This is a genomic window from Enterobacter sp. PL_is514, from assembly GCF_055816715.1.
The window spans coordinates 160,586-180,797 of the sequence record NZ_JBVPGN010000030.1 but is presented as its reverse complement, the minus strand read 5'-3'; the positions used below and the strand labels follow the sequence as shown (position 1 = coordinate 180,797).

Annotated in this window: 21 protein-coding genes; 14 read left to right on the top strand and 7 right to left on the bottom strand. The window is 56.4% G+C overall.

Annotation, left to right across the window (positions count from 1 at the left end):
• Positions 1 to 7 precede the first annotated feature (7 nt).
• Positions 8 to 538, top strand: a complete 531-nt coding sequence (gene eutK, locus AC0TNG_RS10145; protein ID WP_473713445.1) for an ethanolamine utilization microcompartment protein EutK — start codon at positions 8 to 10, stop codon at positions 536 to 538.
• 48 nt (positions 539 to 586) lie between these two features.
• Positions 587 to 1,639, top strand: a complete 1,053-nt coding sequence (eutR, locus tag AC0TNG_RS10140) for an HTH-type transcriptional regulator EutR (protein WP_473713444.1) — start codon at positions 587 to 589, stop codon at positions 1,637 to 1,639.
• Between the two features lie 108 nt (positions 1,640 to 1,747).
• Here the strand turns inward: eutR and hemF are convergent, their stop codons facing one another.
• Both hemF and amiA read right to left on the bottom strand, forming a co-directional pair.
• Positions 1,748 to 2,647, bottom strand: coding sequence for an oxygen-dependent coproporphyrinogen oxidase (hemF, locus tag AC0TNG_RS10135; protein WP_148770400.1), 900 nt, complete (start codon positions 2,645 to 2,647; stop codon positions 1,748 to 1,750).
• Complete coding sequence (amiA, locus tag AC0TNG_RS10130; protein ID WP_024907603.1) at positions 2,647 to 3,522, bottom strand: N-acetylmuramoyl-L-alanine amidase AmiA; 876 nt, start codon at positions 3,520 to 3,522, stop codon at positions 2,647 to 2,649. The genes hemF and amiA overlap by 1 nt, the downstream gene beginning before the upstream one ends.
• A 212-nt stretch (positions 3,523 to 3,734) precedes the next feature.
• Between amiA and AC0TNG_RS10125 the strand changes: the two genes are divergently transcribed.
• From AC0TNG_RS10125 to pdxK, 10 genes are all read left to right on the top strand, one after another.
• Positions 3,735 to 4,160, top strand: a complete 426-nt coding sequence (locus AC0TNG_RS10125; RefSeq protein WP_024907604.1) for a GNAT family acetyltransferase — start codon at positions 3,735 to 3,737, stop codon at positions 4,158 to 4,160.
• On the top strand, positions 4,147 to 4,596 hold the full coding sequence (locus tag AC0TNG_RS10120) for a DUF2919 domain-containing protein (protein ID WP_473713443.1): 450 nt from the start codon (positions 4,147 to 4,149) through the stop codon (positions 4,594 to 4,596). The genes AC0TNG_RS10125 and AC0TNG_RS10120 overlap by 14 nt, the downstream gene beginning before the upstream one ends.
• Positions 4,597 to 4,659: 63 nt before the next feature.
• Positions 4,660 to 5,235 (top strand): RpoE-regulated lipoprotein, encoded by a 576-nt coding sequence (locus AC0TNG_RS10115; protein ID WP_032659315.1) that lies wholly within the window; start codon positions 4,660 to 4,662, stop codon positions 5,233 to 5,235.
• 92 nt (positions 5,236 to 5,327) lie between these two features.
• On the top strand, positions 5,328 to 6,227 hold the full coding sequence (locus AC0TNG_RS10110; protein ID WP_023332959.1) for a Dyp-type peroxidase: 900 nt from the start codon (positions 5,328 to 5,330) through the stop codon (positions 6,225 to 6,227).
• A gap of 177 nt (positions 6,228 to 6,404) precedes the next feature.
• A complete protein-coding gene (locus AC0TNG_RS10105; protein ID WP_032646709.1) occupies positions 6,405 to 7,418 on the top strand; it encodes a sulfate ABC transporter substrate-binding protein in 1,014 nt (337 codons plus the stop codon).
• Entirely contained in the window at positions 7,418 to 8,251 is an 834-nt protein-coding gene (gene cysT, locus AC0TNG_RS10100) for a sulfate/thiosulfate ABC transporter permease CysT (protein ID WP_004123378.1), read from the top strand. Before AC0TNG_RS10105 ends, cysT begins: the two co-directional genes overlap by 1 nt.
• Positions 8,251 to 9,126 (top strand): sulfate/thiosulfate ABC transporter permease CysW, encoded by an 876-nt coding sequence (gene cysW / locus AC0TNG_RS10095; protein ID WP_024907608.1) that lies wholly within the window; start codon positions 8,251 to 8,253, stop codon positions 9,124 to 9,126. Before cysT ends, cysW begins: the two co-directional genes overlap by 1 nt.
• Positions 9,116 to 10,210 (top strand): sulfate/thiosulfate ABC transporter ATP-binding protein CysA, encoded by a 1,095-nt coding sequence (gene cysA / locus AC0TNG_RS10090; protein ID WP_008501607.1) that lies wholly within the window; start codon positions 9,116 to 9,118, stop codon positions 10,208 to 10,210. The genes cysW and cysA overlap by 11 nt, the downstream gene beginning before the upstream one ends.
• Positions 10,211 to 10,327: 117 nt before the next feature.
• Complete coding sequence (cysM, locus tag AC0TNG_RS10085) at positions 10,328 to 11,239, top strand: cysteine synthase CysM (RefSeq protein WP_370883420.1); 912 nt, start codon at positions 10,328 to 10,330, stop codon at positions 11,237 to 11,239.
• Positions 11,240 to 11,244: 5 nt separating this feature from the next.
• Positions 11,245 to 12,081: a pyridoxine/pyridoxal/pyridoxamine kinase gene (gene pdxK, locus AC0TNG_RS10080; RefSeq protein WP_417927651.1), complete on the top strand. Its 837-nt coding sequence runs from the start codon at positions 11,245 to 11,247 to the stop codon at positions 12,079 to 12,081.
• Between the two features lie 44 nt (positions 12,082 to 12,125).
• Here the strand turns inward: pdxK and crr are convergent, their stop codons facing one another.
• The 5 genes from crr to cysZ all read right to left on the bottom strand — a co-directional run bounded on the left by crr (position 12,126) and on the right by cysZ (position 16,919).
• Positions 12,126 to 12,635 (bottom strand): PTS glucose transporter subunit IIA, encoded by a 510-nt coding sequence (gene crr / locus AC0TNG_RS10075; RefSeq protein ID WP_003861316.1) that lies wholly within the window; start codon positions 12,633 to 12,635, stop codon positions 12,126 to 12,128.
• A 40-nt stretch (positions 12,636 to 12,675) separates the two neighbouring features.
• Positions 12,676 to 14,403 (bottom strand): phosphoenolpyruvate-protein phosphotransferase PtsI, encoded by a 1,728-nt coding sequence (gene ptsI, locus AC0TNG_RS10070; protein ID WP_032646702.1) that lies wholly within the window; start codon positions 14,401 to 14,403, stop codon positions 12,676 to 12,678.
• A gap of 44 nt (positions 14,404 to 14,447) precedes the next feature.
• Positions 14,448 to 14,705, bottom strand: coding sequence for a phosphocarrier protein Hpr (gene ptsH / locus AC0TNG_RS10065; protein ID WP_000487600.1), 258 nt, complete (start codon positions 14,703 to 14,705; stop codon positions 14,448 to 14,450).
• Positions 14,706 to 15,022: 317 nt separating this feature from the next.
• The gene (gene cysK, locus AC0TNG_RS10060) at positions 15,023 to 15,994 is read right to left on the bottom strand and encodes a cysteine synthase A (protein WP_014884739.1); all 972 of its coding nucleotides are present in this window, start codon (positions 15,992 to 15,994) and stop codon (positions 15,023 to 15,025) included.
• A 163-nt stretch (positions 15,995 to 16,157) separates the two neighbouring features.
• Positions 16,158 to 16,919 (bottom strand): sulfate transporter CysZ, encoded by a 762-nt coding sequence (gene cysZ, locus AC0TNG_RS10055; protein WP_473713442.1) that lies wholly within the window; start codon positions 16,917 to 16,919, stop codon positions 16,158 to 16,160.
• 230 nt (positions 16,920 to 17,149) lie between these two features.
• On the opposite strand from cysZ, the gene zipA reads away from it, so the two are divergent.
• On the top strand, positions 17,150 to 18,127 hold the full coding sequence (zipA, locus tag AC0TNG_RS10050; RefSeq protein ID WP_032646698.1) for a cell division protein ZipA: 978 nt from the start codon (positions 17,150 to 17,152) through the stop codon (positions 18,125 to 18,127).
• A gap of 69 nt (positions 18,128 to 18,196) precedes the next feature.
• Positions 18,197 to 20,212, top strand: coding sequence for an NAD-dependent DNA ligase LigA (gene ligA / locus AC0TNG_RS10045; RefSeq protein ID WP_473713441.1), 2,016 nt, complete (start codon positions 18,197 to 18,199; stop codon positions 20,210 to 20,212).

The window sequence follows — 20,212 nt, the reverse complement described above, 5'->3', positions numbered from 1 at the left end:
GGTAGTGATGATCAATGCACTGGGATTACTGGAAGTGGATGGCATGGTGGCTGGCGTCGACGCGGCAGATGCCATGTTGAAAGCCGCTAACGTGCGTCTGCTGAGCCACGAAGTGCTCGATCCTGGCCGGCTGACGCTGGTGGTGGAAGGCGATCTGGCTGCGTGCCGCGCAGCGCTGGATGCCGGCAGCGCTGCCGCAGCGCGTACAGGCCGTGTTATCAGCCGTAAGGAAATAGGCCGGCCGGACGATGACACCCAGTGGCTGATCGGCGGTTTTACGCGCCAGTCGAAGAAACCAGAACAGAAGCCAGAAGTGAAAACAGAGGTAAATCCGCAGAAGACGCAGGATGCCCCGTTGACGTCTGAATCCTCTGAGCAACTTCTGGCGCTGTTGGCATCGGTCCGTCAAGGAATGACGGCAGGGGAAGTGGCTGCCCACTTTGGCTGGTCACTTGATGAAGCCAGAAAGGCGCTGGAACAGCTCTTTTCTCACGGAGCGTTGCGTAAACGCAGTAGTCGCTATCGCTTAAAAAATTAACCTGTCGGAGGGCCGGGGGCTTCGTGGAGGCTTCCGGCTTAAAAGATCATGAAAAAGACCCGAACTGCAAACCTGCACCATCTTTATCATGAAGCATTACCCGAAGACGTTAAACTTACGCCGAAAGTGGAGGTGGACAACGTTCATCAGCGGCGCACAACGGATGTGTATGAGCATGCGCTGACGATTACCGCCTGGCAGCAAATCTACGACCAGCTACATCCGGGAAAATTTCATGGCGAGTTCACGGAAATCCTGCTCGACGATATTCAGGTGTTCCGTGAATACACCGGACTGGCGCTGCGTCAGTCATGTCTTGTCTGGCCGAACTCGTTCTGGTTTGGTATTCCGGCCACGGGCGGCGAACAGGGATTTATTGGCACCCAGTGTCTGGGTAACGCTGAAATTGCCACCCGCCCGGGCGGGACGGAGTTTGAACTGAGTACGCCAGATGATTACACCATTCTGGGCGTCGTTATTTCGGAAGAGGCGATTGCCCGTCAGGCCAACTTCCTGCATAACCCGGAAAGGGTGATGCATATGCTGCGTAACCAGTCGGCGCTGGAAGTGAAAGAACAACACAAAGCTGCTCTATGGGGATTTGTGCAGCAGGCGCTGGCGACATTTAGCGAGAATCCGGTAAACCTCCATCAACCTGCGGTACGCAAAGTGCTGGGCGATAACCTGCTGCTGGCGATGGGCACAATGCTGGAAGAAGCGCAGCCGATAATCACGGCCGAGAGTATCAGCCATCAGAGCTATCGTCGCCTGCTGTCGCGTGCGCGCGAATATGTGCTGGAAAATATGTCAGAGCCGCTGACCGTACTTGACCTGTGTAATCAGTTGCACGTCAGCCGTCGGACGCTGCAAAACGCCTTTCACACGATACTCGGAATTGGTCCGAATGCCTGGTTAAAACGTATTCGTCTGAACGCCGTGCGTCGCGAGCTGATAAGCCCGTGGTCGCAAAGCGTGACGGTAAAAGACGCCGCCATGCAGTGGGGATTCTGGCATTTGGGGCAGTTTGCCACTGACTATCAGCAATTGTTTGCGGAGAAACCGTCGTTGACGCTGCATCAGCGTATGCGCCAGTGGGCGTGATAACATTATTGTGCCGGGTACGACGCTTTGCGCCTTATCCAGCCTGCGGGGCGGTGCCTCAGTCGTTGCAGGCCTGATAAGGCGCTAGCCGTCATCAGGTCAGGTAAACTACACCCAGTCGCGGATCTGAATAAACTCGCTAAGGGCGGCTTCCGGGCTGTTCGCTTCCGGCTGCCAGTCATATTCCCAGCGCACCAGCGGCGGCATCGACATTAAAATCGACTCCGTGCGTCCGCCGGTCTGCAGGCCGAACAGCGTCCCGCGATCCCACACCAGATTAAATTCCACGTAGCGCCCCCGACGGTAGAGCTGGAACTCACGTTCGCGCACGCCATAGTTGGTGTTTTTACGGCGTTCGACAATCGGCAGGTACGCGTCGGTATAGCCTTCACCCACCGCGCGCATAAAGCTGAACGCGGTATCAAAATCCGGCGTGTTGAGATCGTCAAAGAACAGCCCGCCGATGCCGCGCTGCTCGTCGCGGTGCTTCAGGTAAAAGTAGTCGTCGCACCACTTTTTAAATTTCGGGTAGACGTCTTCGCCAAACGGCAGGCAAAGATCCCGCGCGGTGGTGTGCCAGTGCACGGCATCCTCTTCGAAGCCGTAATAGGGCGTTAAGTCGAAACCGCCGCCGAACCACCAGACCGGGTCGGCGCCCGTTTTTTCCGCAATGAAAAAGCGCACGTTGGCGTGGCTGGTGGGCACAAACGGGTTGTGCGGATGCACCACCAGCGAGACGCCCATCGCCTCGAAGCTGCGGCCTGCGAGCTCGGGACGATGTGCCGTCGCAGACGCAGGCATGGCGTCGCCGTGAACGTGGGAAAAATTCACGCCCGCCTGTTCGAAGATGCCGCCGTTTCGCAGCACGCGGCTGCGCCCGCCGCCTCCGGCTTCGCGCTGCCAGGTATCTTCCTGAAATTCACCGCCGTCTGCGGCGGCCAGTTTCTGGCAGATCTCATCCTGCAGCTGCAGCAGGAAGGTTTTGACCAGTTGAGCATCGGGTTTCATTAACGTTTCCTGGAGTGCGCTTTTTGGTTATCGAACCAGTTGAAGTAACTGATAATGCCGGAGGCGATGGCGTTGGCGATCTTCTGACGAAACGCCGTGGTGCCGAGGAGTCGCTCCTCTTCCGGGTTGGTAATGAAGGAGGTTTCCACCAGCACGGACGGGATGGACGGTGATTTCAGCACCACGAACGCTGCCTGCTCGGTGCCTTTACTGTGCAGACGATGCACTGGCTTAATCTTCTTCAGAATATGCGAGCCGAGCGTCAGGCTGTTTTTGATCGTATCCGTCTGCACGAGGTCGAACAGCACCTGCTGTAGCAGGTGGTCTTTGTCAGTGGCTTTCTTCCCGGCGACTTCATCCGCCCGGTTTTCGCGGTCGGAGAGATATTTTGCCATGGCGCTACTGGCGCCACGGTTGGAAAGCGCAAACACCGAGGCACCGGCCGCAGAAGGGTTGGTAAAGCCGTCGGCGTGGATCGACATAAACAGATCCGCACCGTGCTGGTGGGCGATCTCTACGCGGTCATACAGCGGAATAAAGGTATCGCCAGAGCGCGTCAGACGGGCGTCAATGCCGTTACTGCGTAAAATTGCGCGCACATTTTTTGCAATTGCCAGCACGACGTGTTTTTCTTTCGACCCGTTTTTGCCGATGGCGCCGGTATCAATCCCGCCGTGCCCTGGGTCGAGCATCACCAGACGCTTCGCGCCCGGCTTTTTGGCTTTCGGTTTGCTGTGTCCGTTACTGGTTTTGAGCGTGCTCTCGTCTTTCGCCTGAGCCTGCTTTGCGATGCCCGTTAACGTTAAGGCCGCCAGCCCCGCTTTGAGAACCTGACGACGCGATGTGAGTGCTTTTAATGGTTTGAATGTGCTCATGCGGCCTGAATACTAAAAAATGGGGTCCTGGTGTTATATCGTATCGTGTTTCCCGTTACGACAGTCCATATTGAGAATTGTTTTACTTTTCATTTCAATACGTGACAAAGTGACATTATGCCAAATTTTGGCGAGATTTTCCCCGGTTATTGGCTAAAGGCGTGCTTCGCGCCATAATCACTGTTTTTAAACCCGAAAAGGCGGTTAATACCATGGAGATACGCGTTTTTCGCCAGGAAGATTTCGAAGAGGTGATCACCCTTTGGGAGCGCTGCGATCTGCTGCGTCCGTGGAACGATCCGGAAATGGATATCGAACGTAAGGTGAATCACGACGTCAGTCTGTTTCTGGTCGCGGAAGTTAATGGCGAGGTTGTGGGGACGGTAATGGGCGGTTACGACGGCCACCGCGGCTCGGCCTATTATCTGGGCGTTCACCCGGAATACCGTGGCCGCGGCATTGCCAATGCGCTGCTGAACCGACTCGAGAAGAAGCTGATCGCCCGCGGCTGCCCAAAAATCCAGATCATGGTGCGGGAAGATAACGACGTGGTGCTGGGCATGTATGAGCGTCTGGGCTATGAACATGCTGACGTGCTGACTTTGGGCAAGCGTCTGATCGAAGATGAAGAGTACTGAGATCCATCCGGCAGACTATGACGCGCAGGGCCGCGTCAGGCTGCCCTTTTTATTCTGGTGCGTTCTGCTGCTCCAGGCCCGGACCTGGGTGCTGTTTGTGATGGCCGCCGCGTCGCGCGGGCAGGGCGACACGCTGCTGAATCTCTTTTACCCCGATCATGACGCCTTCTGGCTCGGACTACTGCCGGGCGTACCGGCGGTGGTGGCGTTTTTGTGCAGCGGCCGGCGGCAGGCGATCCCGCGTTTGTGGCCCGCGCTTCGCGGGCTGCTGATCCTTGCCCAGATTGCGCTGCTCTTCTGGCAGCCGGTACTCTGGTGGTATGGTGAACCGCTGACGGGCACCGGCGTTGCGCTGGTGGTTGCCGATATTGTGGCGCTGCTGTGGCTGCTGACGAATCCGCGTCTTCGCGCCTGTTTTGCGCCTCAGGATGATTAATCCGGCACTTTTTGCCGATGTCGCACTCCAACAAGCGTTGATTTAATTAGAAAGGACGTTTCAATGAAATCGCTGCGTTTACTTTTATGCGCTCTCCCGCTGGCGTTGACCGGCTGTTCGACTCTCTCCTCCATTAACTGGTCCGCCGCGTATCCGTGGAACTGGTTTGGCTCATCAACGGAAGTGACCGAGCAGGGCGTGGGGAAAATTACCGCCGCGACGGCGCTGGATCAGAATGCTATTCAGGATGCGCTCAGCAGCGATTACCGTCTGCGCAGCGGCATGAAAACGGAGAATGGCAATATTGTTCGCTATTACGAAGCGCTGAAGGGCGACAAGCTGGCGCTGGTGATCAACGGTGACAAAGGCACGGTAAACCGAATTGCGGTGATGGATGAAGATATTCCGACCGCTAGCGGCGTGAAAGTAGGGACCCCGTTTAGCGATCTTTATAAGCAGGCTTTTGGCAATTGCACCAGCGTGCCGTCTGACGATAAGGTCGCGGTGGAGTGTAAGGCGGAAGGCAGCCAGCACATCAGCTATGTCTTCACCGGAACCTGGAGCGGACCGGAAGGACTGATGCCCTCTGACGACACGCTCAAGAGCTGGAAAGTGAGCAAAATACTCTGGAAGCAGTAATTTGCGCCTGAACAAACCGCCTCGCTGAAATCAGGGTATAATACCCGCCATCAATGCCACGCTGACGTGGCATCTTTATTTCAGGAGGAGCGATGTCTCAGGTTCAGAGTGGCATTTTGCCAGAACATTGCCGCGCGGCGATTTGGATTGAAGCCAATGTTAAAGGGGACGTGGATGCCCTGCGTGCGGCCAGTAAAGCGTTTGTTGATAAGCTGGCCACCTTCCAGGCCAAATTCCCGGAAGCCCACCTCGGCGCCGTTGTTGCCTTTGGCAATAACGTCTGGCGTCAGCTGAGCGGTGGCGAAGGGGCGGAAGAGCTGAAAGACTTCATCCCTTACGGCAAAGGTCTGGCACCTGCGACCCAATATGATGTGCTGATCCACATTCTCTCCCTGCGTCACGACGTGAACTTTTCCGTTGCCCAGGCCGCTGTGGCGGCCTTTGGCGACAGCATTGAGGTGCAGGAAGAGGTTCACGGCTTCCGCTGGGTCGAAGAGCGCGATCTGAGCGGCTTCGTCGACGGGACGGAAAACCCGGCGGGTGAAGAGGTTCGTCGCGACGTGGCAGTGATTAAAGACGGCGTGGACGCGGGCGGCAGCTACGTGTTCGTGCAGCGCTGGGAGCACAACCTCAAGCAGCTTAACCGTATGAGCGTGCACGACCAGGAGATGATGATTGGTCGTACTAAAGAAGCCAACGAAGAGATCGACGGCGACGACCGTCCCGTTACCTCTCACCTGACCCGCGTTGACCTCAAGGAAGACGGCAAAGGGCTGAAGATTGTTCGCCAGAGCCTGCCGTACGGTACCGCAAGCGGCACGCACGGCCTCTACTTCTGCGCCTACTGCGCGCGCCTGTATAACATTGAGCAGCAGCTGCTGAGCATGTTCGGCGATACCGACGGTAAGCGCGACGCCATGCTGCGCTTCACCAAACCGGTGACCGGCGGCTACTACTTTGCGCCGTCCGTTGAGCGTCTGCTGGCGCTGTAAAACCGCTCTCCATACGTAGGCCGGGTAAGCGTTAGCGCCACCCGGCAATTTTCCCCGCCCCCCTTATTCCCTTTTCTGCTTCTAAATCACCAAACGGTATATAAAACCGTTACTCCTTTCATCCCCGTTATAAATATTATGACTATAAGATAGTCATCACATTTATAAGGGTGCGCAATGGCCGTTACTGTACTAAAAAAAGGAACTCTGGCGCTGGCAGGTTTACTGCTGGTGGCACAGGCGCAGGCGACTGAACTGTTAAACAGTTCGTATGACGTCTCCCGCGAGCTGTTTGCCGCCCTTAACCCCCCGTTCGAACAGCAGTGGGCGAAAGACAATAACGGCGATAAGCTGACCATCAAGCAGTCCCACGCCGGTTCGTCCAAGCAGGCGCTGGCCATTCTCCAGGGGCTGAAAGCGGATGTGGTGACCTACAACCAGGTCACTGACGTGCAGATCCTGCACGACAAAGGCAAGCTGCTTCCGGCGGACTGGCAGAGCCGACTGCCGAACAACAGCTCGCCGTTCTACTCCACCATGGGCTTCCTGGTGCGTAAGGGCAACCCGAAGAATATCCACGACTGGAGCGACCTGGTCCGTTCCGACGTGAAGCTGATTTTTCCGAACCCAAAAACCTCCGGTAACGCGCGTTATACCTATTTAGCCGCGTGGGGCGCGGCGGACAAGGCTGACGGTAACGATAAAGCCAAAACCGAGCAGTTCATGACCCAGTTCCTGAAAAATGTCGAAGTGTTTGATACCGGCGGCCGTGGGGCGACCACGACCTTCGCAGAACGCGGTCTCGGGGATGTGCTGATCAGCTTTGAATCGGAAGTGAATAACATCCGCAAACAGTACGAAGCGCAGGGCTTCGAGGTCGTTATCCCGAAAACCAACATTCTGGCCGAATTCCCGGTCGCATGGGTGGATAAAAACGTGCAGGCAAACGGTACCGAGAAAGCGGCAAAAGCCTATCTCAACTACCTGTACAGCCCTCAGGCGCAGACCATCATTACCGATTACTACTACCGCGTGAACAACCCGGACGTGATGAACAAGCTGAAAGATAAATTCCCGCAGACCGCGCTGTTCCGCGTGGAAGATCATTTTGGCTCCTGGCCAGACGTGATGAAAACGCATTTTGCCAGCGGCGGTGAGTTAGATAAATTGCTGGCGGCGGGGCATAAGTAATGTTTGCAGTATCGACAAAACGCGTGCTGCCGGGCTTTACCTTAAGCCTCGGGACCAGCCTGCTGTTCGTCTGCCTGATCCTGCTGTTGCCGCTCAGCGCGCTGGTGATGCAGCTTGCGCAGATGAGCTGGGCGCAGTACTGGGACGTGGTCACCAACCCGCAGGTGGTGGCGGCCTATAAGGTGACGCTGCTGTCGGCGTTTGTCGCCTCCATTTTTAACGGCGTGTTCGGCCTGCTGATGGCGTGGATTTTAACCCGCTATCGCTTCCCGGGCCGTACGCTGCTTGACGCCCTGATGGATCTGCCGTTTGCGCTGCCGACGGCGGTGGCGGGCTTAACCCTCGCGTCGCTCTTCTCCGTGAACGGGCTGTACGGCGAGTGGCTGGCGAAATTTGACATCAAGGTGACCTATACCTGGCTCGGTATAGCGGTGGCGATGGCCTTTACCAGCATCCCGTTTGTGGTCCGTACCGTGCAGCCGGTGCTGGAAGAGCTGGGTCCGGAATACGAAGAAGCGGCGGAAACGCTGGGCGCCACGCGCTGGCAGAGCTTCCGCAAGGTGGTGCTGCCGGAGCTCTCTCCGGCGCTGATGGCGGGCGTTGCGCTGTCGTTTACCCGCAGCCTTGGTGAGTTCGGCGCGGTGATTTTTATCGCCGGGAACATCGCCTGGAAAACGGAAGTCACCTCGCTGATGATTTTCATCCGTTTGCAGGAGTTTGATTATCCGGCGGCGAGCGCAATTGCCTCGGTGATCCTGGCGGCCTCGCTGCTGCTGCTGTACTCAATTAACACTCTGCAAAGTCGCTTTGGTCGACGAGTGGTAGGTCACTGATGGCGGAAGTTACGCAATTGAAGCGATACGATGCACCCCGCATCAACTGGGGTAAATGGTTTCTGATTGGGGCGGGCGTGCTGGTTTCCGCCCTCATTCTCGTCGTGCCGACGGTTTATATCTTCGTTCAGGCGTTCAGCAAGGGCCTGATGCCCGCGCTGGAAAACCTGGCAGACCCGGATATGCTGCATGCCATCTGGTTGACCGTAATGATTGCGTTGATCTCCGTGCCGGTGAACCTCGTGTTCGGGACTCTGCTGGCCTGGCTGGTGACGCGCTTTAACTTCCCGGGACGTCAGCTGCTGCTGACCCTGCTGGATATTCCTTTCGCCGTATCGCCGGTGGTGGCGGGTCTGGTGTACCTGCTCTTTTACGGCTCCAACGGCCCGCTTGGCGGCTGGCTGGATGCGCATAACCTGCAGATCATGTTCGCCTGGCCGGGTATGGTGCTGGTCACCATCTTCGTGACCTGTCCATTTGTGGTGCGCGAGCTGGTGCCGGTGATGTTAAGCCAGGGGAGCAACGAAGACGAAGCGGCGGTGCTGCTGGGGGCGTCGGGCTGGCAGATGTTCCGCCGCGTGACGCTGCCGAACATTCGCTGGGCGCTGCTTTACGGAGTGGTGCTGACCAACGCCCGCGCGATTGGTGAGTTCGGTGCCGTTTCCGTTGTTTCCGGTTCCATTCGCGGTGAAACCCTGTCGCTGCCGCTACAGATTGAATTGCTGCAGCAGGACTACAACACCATCGGCGCGTTTACTGCCGCAGCGTTGCTGACGCTGATGGCGATTTTGACCCTGTTTTTGAAGAGTGTGGTGCAGTGGCGTTTAGAAAATCAGGAAAAACGTCAGCATCAGGAGGGAAATCATGAGCATTGAGATTGCCAATATTAAGAAGTCTTTTGGTCGCACCCAGGTGCTGAATGATATCTCGCTGGATATCCCTTCCGGACAAATGGTGGCGCTGCTGGGGCCGTCTGGCTCGGGTAAAACTACGCTGCTGCGTATTATCGCCGGGCTTGAGCATCAGACCAGCGGGCATATCCGTTTTCACGGCACCGACGTGAGCCGCCTGCATGCCCGCGATCGTAAAGTAGGTTTTGTGTTCCAGCATTACGCGCTGTTCCGCCACATGACCGTGTTCGACAACATCGCGTTTGGCCTGACCGTGCTGCCGCGTCGCGAGCGCCCGGATGCGGCAACCATTAAGGCGAAGGTGACCAAACTGCTGGAGATGGTGCAGCTGGCTCATCTGGCGGATCGTTTCCCGGCCCAGCTGTCCGGCGGGCAGAAACAGCGCGTGGCGCTGGCGCGTGCGCTGGCCGTTGAGCCGCAAATTCTGCTGCTGGATGAACCTTTCGGCGCGCTGGATGCACAGGTGCGTAAAGAGCTGCGCCGCTGGCTGCGTCAGCTCCATGAAGAGCTGAAATTCACCAGCGTCTTCGTAACCCATGACCAGGAAGAGGCGATGGAAGTCGCGGATCGCGTGGTGGTCATGAGCCAGGGCAACATTGAGCAGGTTGACGAACCGGAGCAGCTCTGGCGCGAACCGGCGACCCGCTTCGTGCTGGAGTTTATGGGCGAGGTAAACCGTCTTCAGGGTACTATTCGCGGTGGGCAGTTCCACGTGGGCGCGCACCGCTGGCCGCTGGGCTATACCTCCGCGCATCAGGGACCGGTCGATCTGTTCCTGCGTCCGTGGGAAGTGGACGTGAGCCGCCGAACCAGCCTGGATTCACCGCTGCCGGTGCAGGTGCTGGAAGCTAGCCCTAAAGGTCACTACACCCAATTGGTGGTACAGCCCCTGGGCTGGTATACCGAGCCGCTGACCGTGGTCATGCGCGACGACGTGCCGCCGCACCGAGGAGAGCGCCTGTTTGTCGGTCTGCAGCACGCCCGTATTTATCACGGCAAGGAGCGCATCGAGACGCGCGAGGATATTGCTCTGGCGGAGTCAGCCTGATAGGTTATTAGGATGTTTATCGCCCGGTGGCGCTGCGCTTACCGGGCCTACAGTTATCACTGCGTCTTGTAGGCCGGGATCGCTGCGCGCGCCCGGCTTTTTTATTGAGTAAAAAACGTGAATACACTCGAAAACACCATCGGCAACACGCCTCTGGTCAAGCTTCAGCGCATGGGGCCAGACAACGGCAGCGAAATCTGGGTCAAACTCGAAGGCAATAACCCGGCGGGGTCGGTGAAAGACCGCGCGGCGCTGTCGATGATTGTCCAGGCCGAAAAGCGCGGCGAGATTAAGCCGGGCGACGTGCTGATTGAAGCCACCAGCGGTAACACGGGTATCGCGCTGGCGATGATTGCGGCGCTGAAAGGCTATCGCATGAAGCTGCTGATGCCGGACAACATGAGCCAGGAGCGCCGCGCCGCGATGCGTGCCTACGGAGCCGAGCTGATTCTGGTGACCAAAGAGCAGGGGATGGAAGGCGCGCGCGACCTGGCATTAGAAATGGCCGAGCGCGGCGAAGGTAAACTGCTCGATCAGTTTAATAACCCGGACAACCCGTACGCGCACTACACCACCACCGGTCCGGAAATCTGGCAGCAAACCGACGGGCGGATCACTCATTTTGTCTCCAGCATGGGTACCACTGGCACTATTACCGGGGTATCGCGCTTTCTGCGCGAGAAGGATAAAGCCGTCACCATTGTCGGCCTGCAGCCGGAAGAGGGGAGCAGCATTCCGGGCATTCGCCGCTGGCCTGCGGAGTATATGCCCGGCATCTTTAATGCGCAGCTTGTGGACCAGGTGCTGGATCTTCACCAGCGCGAGGCGGAAAATACCATGCGTGAGCTGGCCGTGCGCGAAGGCATCTTCTGCGGCGTCAGCTCGGGCGGCGCGGTAGCGGGTGCGATTCGGGTAGCAAAGGCAAATCCGGGCGCGGTGGTGGTGGCGATTATTTGCGATCGCGGCGATCGCTATCTGTCTACCGGCGTCTTTGGTGAAGAGAGTTATTCGCAGGGGGCGGGGATTTAAGCGTCATGGAGATGATTCTATTCCGGGATAATACCCGGGCGCAGCAAACCGATATTGTCGCCGTGCAGTCGCAGGTGGTTTACGGCAGCGTGGGGAACAGCATTGCGGTACCGAATATTCGAACCCACAGGCTGAACGTCACCGCCGTGCCAACGGTACTGTTTAGCAACACGCCGCACTACGACACGTTTTATGGTGGGGTGATCCCCGACGAGTGGTTCAGCGGCTACCTGAAGGCGCTGGAAGAGCGCGAGATCCTGCGCGAGCTTAAAGCGGTCACCACCGGCTATATGGGCAGTGCCAGCCAGATCGTCCTGCTGGCGCAGTGGTTGAAGGGGGTCAAAGCGCAGCATCCTGACCTGCTGGTGCTGGTCGACCCGGTTATCGGCGATATCGACAGCGGAATGTACGTGAAGCCCGAGATCCCCGAAGCGTATCGGGAGCACCTGCTGCCGCTGGCGCAGGGGATCACGCCAAACGTCTTTGAACTGGAAGTGTTAAGCGGCAAACCGTGCCGTACGCCGGAAAGCGCCATCGCGGCGGCACAGGGATTGCTCTCTGACAGCCTGAAATGGGTGGCGATCACCAGCGCGCCGGTCGCTGACGACCCGCAAAACATCCACGTGGTGCTGGTGACGAATGAAGGCGTGACCGTCAGCGCGCATCCGCGGGTAGAAACCGATCTGAAAGGGACGGGAGACCTGTTCTGTTCAGAGCTGGTGAGCGGCATTGTTGAGGGGAAAACCGTTGCCGATGCCATTCGCATGGCCGGCGATCGGGTGACGGACGTGATGCTTTATACCCAGTCGAAAGGCTACGACGAGCTCATTCTTCCCGCATAAACAAAAATGGCGCCCGAAGGCGCCATTTTTCTGTGCGGCAAGAATTACTTCTTGATGCGGATAACCGGGGTTTCACCCACGGTGACGCTGCCAGACAGTTTGATCAGTTCTTTGATTTCGTCCATGTTGGAGATAACAACCGGTGTCAGGGTAGACTTGGCTTTTTCTTCCAGCAGTGGCAGATCGAATTCAATCACCGGGTCGCCAACTTTCACACGCTGGCCTTCTTCCGCGATACGTTTGAAGCCTTCGCCTTTCAGTTCAACGGTGTCGATACCGAAGTGAACGAACAGTTCGATACCGCTATCAGATTCGATAGAGAACGCATGGTTGGTTTCAAAAATTTTACCGATGGTGCCGTCAACTGGAGCAACCATTTTGTTGCCAGTTGGTTTGATAGCGATGCCATCACCAACGATTTTCTCAGCAAACACTACATCCGGCACGTCTTCGATGTTGACGATCTCGCCGGAGAGCGGAGCAACAATCTCAATAGTTCCGGAGTCTTTTTTATCATCAGAAACCAGAGATTTCAGTTTATCGAACAAACCCATGATCTTCTCCTAAGCAGTAAATTGGGCCGCATCTCGTGGATTAGCAGATTGTTTTTTCTTCAATGAACTTGTTAACCAGCGTCATTAACTCGTCCGTTGTCGGTTGAGCAAGAGCCTGCTCTGCTAATACCTTCGCATCTTCGAAGTTCGTGTTACGGATAATCTTCTTAATGCGCGGGATGGAAATGGCGCTCATAGAGAATTCGTCCAGACCCATACCCAGCAACAGAAGTGTAGCACGTTCGTCGCCTGCAAGCTCACCACACATGCCAGTCCATTTACCTTCTGCATGAGAAGCATCAATAACTTGCTTGATCAAGTTCAGTACGGACGGTGACATTGGCTGGTAGAGATGTGAAATCATATCATTACCACGGTCAACTGCCAGGGTGTACTGCGTTAAATCATTGGTACCGATACTAAAGAAATCAACTTCTTTGGCTAAATGACGCGCAATGGTCGCCGCCGCCGGTGTTTCCACCATCACGCCGATCTCGATTGACTCGTCAAACGCTTTACCTTCGTCACGCAGTTCCTGTTTGTAGATTTCGATCTCTTTCTTCAGTGCACGCACTTCTTCAACAGAGATGATCATCGGGAACATGATGCGCAGTTTACCGAAAGCAGAGGCGCGCAGGATCGCACGAACCTGGTCACGCAGGATCTCTTTACGATCCATCGCGATACGCACGGCACGCCAGCCCAGGAACGGGTTCTCTTCTTTCGGGAAGTTCATGTACGGCAACTCTTTGTCGCCACCGATGTCCATGGTACGGACGATAACCGCCTGAGAGCCACACGCTTCAGCCACGGCTTTGTAAGCAGCAAACTGCTCTTCTTCCGTTGGCAGCGCGTCGCGGTCCATGAACAGGAATTCTGTACGATAGAGACCGACACCTTCCGCACCGTTGCGCTCAGCGCCATCAACGTCGCGGACGGTACCGATGTTTGCGCACACTTCAACCTGATGGCCGTCCAGGGTGATGGCTGGCAGGTCTTTCAGCTTAGCGAGTTCCGCTTTTTCAGTCGCAACCTGCTCCTGAACCGCGCGCAGTTTGTCGATCTCTTCATTGGTTGGGTTGACGTAAACCAGATTGTTTACGGCATCCAGAATCAGATAGTCGCCATTTTTCACCTGAGAGGTGACGCTACCGGTACCCACGATGGCAGGCAGTTCCAGAGAACGCGCCATGATAGAGGTGTGGGAGGTACGGCCGCCCGCGTCGGTGATGAAACCGAGGACCTTTTTCAGGTTCAGCTGTGCGGTTTCAGACGGGGTGAGGTCAGCGGCAACCAGGATCACTTCATCCTGAATCGCGCTCAGGTCGATGATGGCCAGGCCCAAGATGTTGCGCAGCAGGCGCTTACCGATATCACGTACGTCAGCCGCACGCTCTTTCAGGTATTCATCATCCAGTTCTTCCAGGGCAGTTGCCTGACCTTCGATAACTTCATGCGCAGCCGCGTCGGCCGTCATGCCTTTATCTTTAATCAGGGCTATGATTTCCTGCTCCAGCTCCTCATCTTCGAGCAGCATGATGTGCCCTTCGAAGATGGCTTCTTTTTCTTCACCGAAAGTTTCGCCAGCTTTAGTTTTGATTGCTTCCAGTTGCGCAGATGCCTTGGCACGACCGCTCAGAAAACGTTCAACTTCCTGATCAACCTTGTCGGCAGAAATTTTTTTCCGGTCGATGACGATCTCGTCTTCTTTCAGCAGCAGTGCCTTGCCGAAAGCGATACCCGGGGATGCTAAAATGCCTGAAATCATAACCCTACCTTACTTGTGACTGATATTTAAAAGAACCCGGAAACTTACTCGAGCTCAGCCATCAGTTTAACCAGATGCTCAACTGCTTTCTGCTCGTCTTCACCTTCTGCAGAGATGGTGACAACGGTGCCCTGAGTCAGGCCCAGAGTCTGCAGTTTGAACAGGCTTTTTGCGCTCGCGCTTTTGCCGTTGGAAGTCACAGTGATTTCAGAAGTGAAGCCTTTTGCTTCTTTAACAAACTGAGCAGCAGGGCGGGTGTGCAGACCGTTCGGAGCGGTAATGGTAACTTCTTGCTGGAACATTGTATTTCCCCAACTTATAGGTTTAGTGTTGTGGAACTAAAGTCTAGCCTGGCGACTGAACTTTAGCCTGTATTGTTAGCGCTGACGTTTCGATCGTCATTAAACATTATGCAGCGAAAGCAAGACTTGAACCAAATCATAAAATCGATTCAGCAAGGCTATTTCGTTTGCCGATTAATTTCACGCATCAAAATAATTGCTGGTTTAAATACCAGACCCTTCGGGGTGAAGCAATGCCAGGAGGGGTAAAAGTTTGAAGCAGGCCACAAAAAAGCACCTGAAAAGGTGCTTTTTTACGCGTTATTAACATGCTGGCACTACTGTTGCAGCTCTTTTTCGGTAAACAGATCGGCAAACAGTGCGGTGCTCAAGTAACGCTCACCCGAGGACGGAAGGATAACCACAATATTCTTGTTGGTAAAGGCTTCATCTTCCTGAAGCTTGAGCGCTGCCGCAACGGCCGCACCGGAAGAGATACCCGCCAGAATGCCTTCCTCATCCATCAGGCGACGCGCGGTAGAGATGGCTTCTTCGTTAGTGATGGTGACCACTTTATCAATAAGCTTCAGATCCAGGTTGCCCGGAATGAAGCCTGCGCCAATACCCTGAATTTTGTGCGGGCCGGGTTTGAGCTCTTCACCCGCCAGTGCCTGGGTGATAACCGGTGAGTCGGTTGGCTCAACGGCAACGGTGATCAGGTCTTTTTTACCCTTTGTGCCTTTAATATAGCGCGACACGCCGGTCAGCGTACCGCCGGTACCCACGCCGGAGATAAAGACGTCAACCTGGCCGTCGGTATCTTCCCAGATTTCCGGACCGGTGGTCTTCTCGTGAATTTCCGGGTTAGCCGGGTTGCTGAACTGCTGCAGCAGGAGATATTTAGCCGGATCGCTGGCCACAATCTCTTCGGCTTTCTGAATGGCGCCCTTCATGCCCTTCGCGCCTTCGGTCAGCACCAGGTTCGCGCCCAGCGCTTTGAGCAGCTTACGACGCTCGATGCTCATGGTTTCTGGCATGGTCAGCGTTAGCTTGTAGCCGCGCGCGGCAGCCACATAGGCCAGGGCGATACCGGTATTGCCGCTGGTCGGTTCCACCAGCTCAACGCCCGGCTTCAGTACGCCACGTTTTTCAGCATCCCAAATCATGTTTGCACCGATACGGCATTTTACGCTGAAGCTCGGGTTACGTGATTCGACCTTCGCCAGAATGCGTCCATTACCGATACGGTTCAGTCGAACCAGGGGCGTATGACCGATAGTCAGCGAGTTGTCTTCATAAATCTTACTCATGGCCTGTCCTTAACTGTATGAAATTGGGATACCGACCCAGCATACCTGTTGAGCAGGTAGGGGGAAGTAAGGAATTCGCATATCTATATACTGCAAGGAAATAATGGGGATCAGTATGGAATAAGGGGCGGCATAAGCCACCCCTGCTTTACACATTTTTGCATTATTTCCATAACGCGTGCTTAGCACGGTAGCCGTCGACCCACATCGCCGTCGCGCCGCAGACGGCGACGGGCATGATGAACAGATTCAGGAAGGGAATCATGGTGAACAGGCTGGTCAGCGCGCCAAACTGCATATTGGCGACCTTCTGGCTGCGCAGGGCGGTGCGCATCGTTTTAAACGGCACCTTGTGGTTATCGAACGGATAATCACAGTACTGGATGGCCAGCATCCAGGCGCTGAACAGGAACCACAGCACGGGTGCCACCGTCTGGCCAATGCCTGGCACAAAGTAGAGGATAAGCAGCACAACCGCGCGGGGCAGGTACCAGGCAAACTTCTGCCATTCACGCTTCATAATGCGAGGGAGGTCTTTCATGATCCCCCATATGCCCGTGTCCGGCGGCGTCGCGCCGGTAAGCCGCGCTTCCAGCTGTTCCGCCAGCAGACCGTTAAACGGTGCGGCTATCCAGTTCGCAATCGTCGAGAAGAAATAGCCAAACACCAGCAGCACGGAAATCACCGCCACCGGCCAGAGCAGGTAGTTCAGCCACTGCAGCCAGTCCGGCACATGGCTCATCATGGACGGGATCCAGCTCTCCAGCTTGGTGAACAGCCACCAGAACGCGCCGCCCATCAGAATAATGTTGATCAACAGTGGGAGAATGACGAAGCGTCGAATCCCCGGCAGGGAGACCAGTTTCCAGCCCTGAGAAAAATACCAGACGCCGCTGCGCGGGGGAGAAGAAGATGTTGAAACCATAGCCAGGCTGTACTCCTTTTTACACAACCAGTGGAATTGCCCGCCTATATTATCCACTTACGGAGCAATGACCAGTTCGGAAATGTTCGAAAAACCAGCAAAAAGCACGATTTCCTTCATCTTTATGCTGTGAATGCTCTGCACACACTTGCACTTGACGTAAACGGCAAATACTCTTAGTGAGTAAATGTTTGCCGTGGTGGCAAGGTGTTAGAACAACAGAGAATATAATGATGCAGGATTTGCGTCTGATATTAATCATTGTTGGCGCGATCGCCATAATCGCTTTACTGGTACATGGTTTCTGGACCAGCCGTAAAGAGCGTTCCTCGATGTTTCGCGATCGCCCACTGAAGCGCATGAAGTCCAGTCGTGATGACGATGACAGTGAAGATGACATCGACGGCAGCGACGACGACGGCGTGGGTGAAGTTCGTGTTCATCGGGTCAATACTGCGCCCGGCGCAGGCCATGGGGAGCAAGAAGCACCTCGTCCTTCGCAGCACCAGTATCAACCGCCGTATGCTTCCGCACAGCCGCGCCAGCCAGCGCAGCAGCCTGTGGAAGAGCCGGTGCGCCAGCCGCCGCAACAGCCTGTCTATCAGCAGCCTGCCCAGCCGGTTCAACAGCAACCGGTGCAGCAGCCCGTGCAACAACAGCCTGCTCAGCCGGTACAACAACCGCAGCAGCCTGTTCATGTACAGCCTGCGCCTCAGCCCGCTCCGGCACCGCACGTTGAGCCTGAGCCCGTTGTAGAGCCAGAGCCGGTTGTTGAAAAACCGCAGCGTAAAGAAGCGGTGATCATTATGAACGTGGCCGCGCATCACGGTAGCCATCTCAACGGTGACGTTCTGCTTAACAGTATTCAACAGGCAGGCTTCAAGTTTGGCGATATGAACATTTTCCATCGTCACCTGAGTCCTGACGGTAGCGGCCCGGCGCTGTTCAGCCTGGCCAACATGGTTAACCCTGGCACCTTTGATCCGGAAATGACCGGTGATTTCGTGACCCCGGGTGTGACTATCTTTATGCAGGTGCCGTCCTACGGCGACGAACTGCAAAACTTTAAGCTGATGCTACAGTCTGCCCAGCATATCGCTGACGAAGTCGGCGGTGTGGTGCTCGACGATCAGCGTCGAATGATGACCCCGCAGAAACTGCGCGAGTATCAGGACCGCATCCGCGAAGTTAAGGAAGCCAACGCGTAATCGCCGCGTTGACTTCAACTCCTCCTCAACCCCCGCCTGTCGGGGGTTTTTTCTCATTGATGGTGCGATATGGACTCAATCGAACAACAACTCACTGAACTGCGAACCACGCTTCGCCATCATGAATACCTCTATCATGTTATGGACGCACCGGAAGTTCCGGATGCGGAGTATGACCGCCTGATGCGCGAGCTGCGCGAATTAGAGGCGCAGCATCCTGACCTCATCACACCAGATTCTCCCACCCAGCGCGTCGGCGCTGAGCCGCTGGGGGCTTTTAGCCAGGTGCGTCATGAAGTGCCGATGCTGTCGCTGGATAACGTCTTCGATGAAGAGAGCTTCCTCGCGTTTAACAAGCGCGTGCAGGATCGCCTGAAAAGCAGCGACTCCCTCACCTGGTGCTGCGAGCTGAAGCTGGATGGCCTGGCAGTCAGCCTTCTCTACGAAAACGGCGTGCTGGTGCGTGCCGCGACGCGTGGCGACGGCACGACGGGTGAAGACATCACCACCAACGTGCGTACCATCCGCGCGATCCCGCTGAAGCTGCAGGGCGACAACATTCCTGCGCGTCTGGAAGTGCGCGGCGAAGTGTTCCTGCCCCAGGCGGGCTTCGAGAAAATTAACGAAGAGGCGCGTCGCACCGGTGGGAAGGTGTTTGCTAACCCGCGTAATGCGGCGGCGGGCTCTCTGCGCCAGCTTGACCCGCGTATCACCGCGAAGCGACCGCTTACTTTCTTCTGCTACGGCGTCGGTATTCTGGAGGGCGGCGAGCTGCCGGATACCCATCTCGGGCGTCTGCTGCAGTTTAAAGCGTGGGGCCTGCCGGTGAGCAACCGCGTTCAGCTCTGCGACTCGCCGGAAGCGGTACTGGCGTTCTACCACAAAGTGGAAGAGGACCGTCCGACGCTCGGGTTTGATATTGATGGCGTGGTCATCAAGGTGAACTCACTGGCGCTGCAGGAGCAGCTGGGCTTTGTGGCGCGCGCGCCGCGCTGGGCGGTGGCGTTTAAGTTCCCGGCTCAGGAGCAGATGACCTTCGTTCGCGACGTAGAGTTCCAGGTCGGCCGTACGGGCGCCATTACCCCGGTTGCCCGTCTGGAGCCTGTGCAGGTTGCGGGCGTGCTGGTGAGTAACGCCACGCTGCATAACGCCGATGAAATCGACCGCCTGGGCCTGCGCATTGGTGACAAAGTGGTGATTCGCCGCGCGGGGGACGTGATCCCGCAGGTGGTTAACGTTGTGGAGTCAGAACGTCCTGATGATACGCGCGAGATTGTCTTCCCGACCCATTGCCCGGTGTGTGGATCTGACGTAGAGCGTGTGGAAGGTGAAGCGGTGACGCGCTGTACGGGGGGCTTAATCTGTGGCGCACAGCGTAAAGAGTCACTGAAGCACTTCGTCTCCCGTCGGGCGATGGACGTCGACGGCATGGGCGATAAAATTATCGATCAGCTGGTTGAGAAAGAGTATGTCCACACGCCAGCGGATCTCTTCAAACTGACGGCGGGCAAACTGACCGGTCTGGATCGCATGGGGCCGAAGTCAGCCCAGAACGTGGTTAACGCGCTGGAAGCCGCCAAAGAGACCACCTTCGCCCGTTTCCTGTACGCGCTGGGCATTCGTGAAGTGGGTGAAGCAACCGCAGCAGGTCTGGCAGCATACTTTGGTACGCTGGAGGCGCTGGAAAAGGCGAGCATCGAGGAGCTGCAGAAAGTTCCGGATGTCGGCATCGTTGTCGCCACGCACGTCTTTAACTTCTTCGCCGAAGAGAGCAACCGCGAAGTCATCGGCAAACTGCTGGAAGAGGGCATCAGGTGGCCTGCACCGGTAGTGGTCAACGCCGAAGAGATCGACAGCCCGTTCGCCGGTAAAACGGTGGTGCTGACCGGCAGCCTGAGCCAGCTTTCACGCGACGATGCAAAAGCGCGTCTGGTGGCGCTGGGGGCAAAAGTGGCGGGCAGCGTGTCGAAGAAAACCGACCTGGTGATCGCCGGGGAAGCGGCGGGTTCGAAGCTGGCGAAAGCCCAGGAGCTCGGCATTGAGGTTATCGACGAAGCGGAAATGATGCGTCTGTTAGGAGAGTAA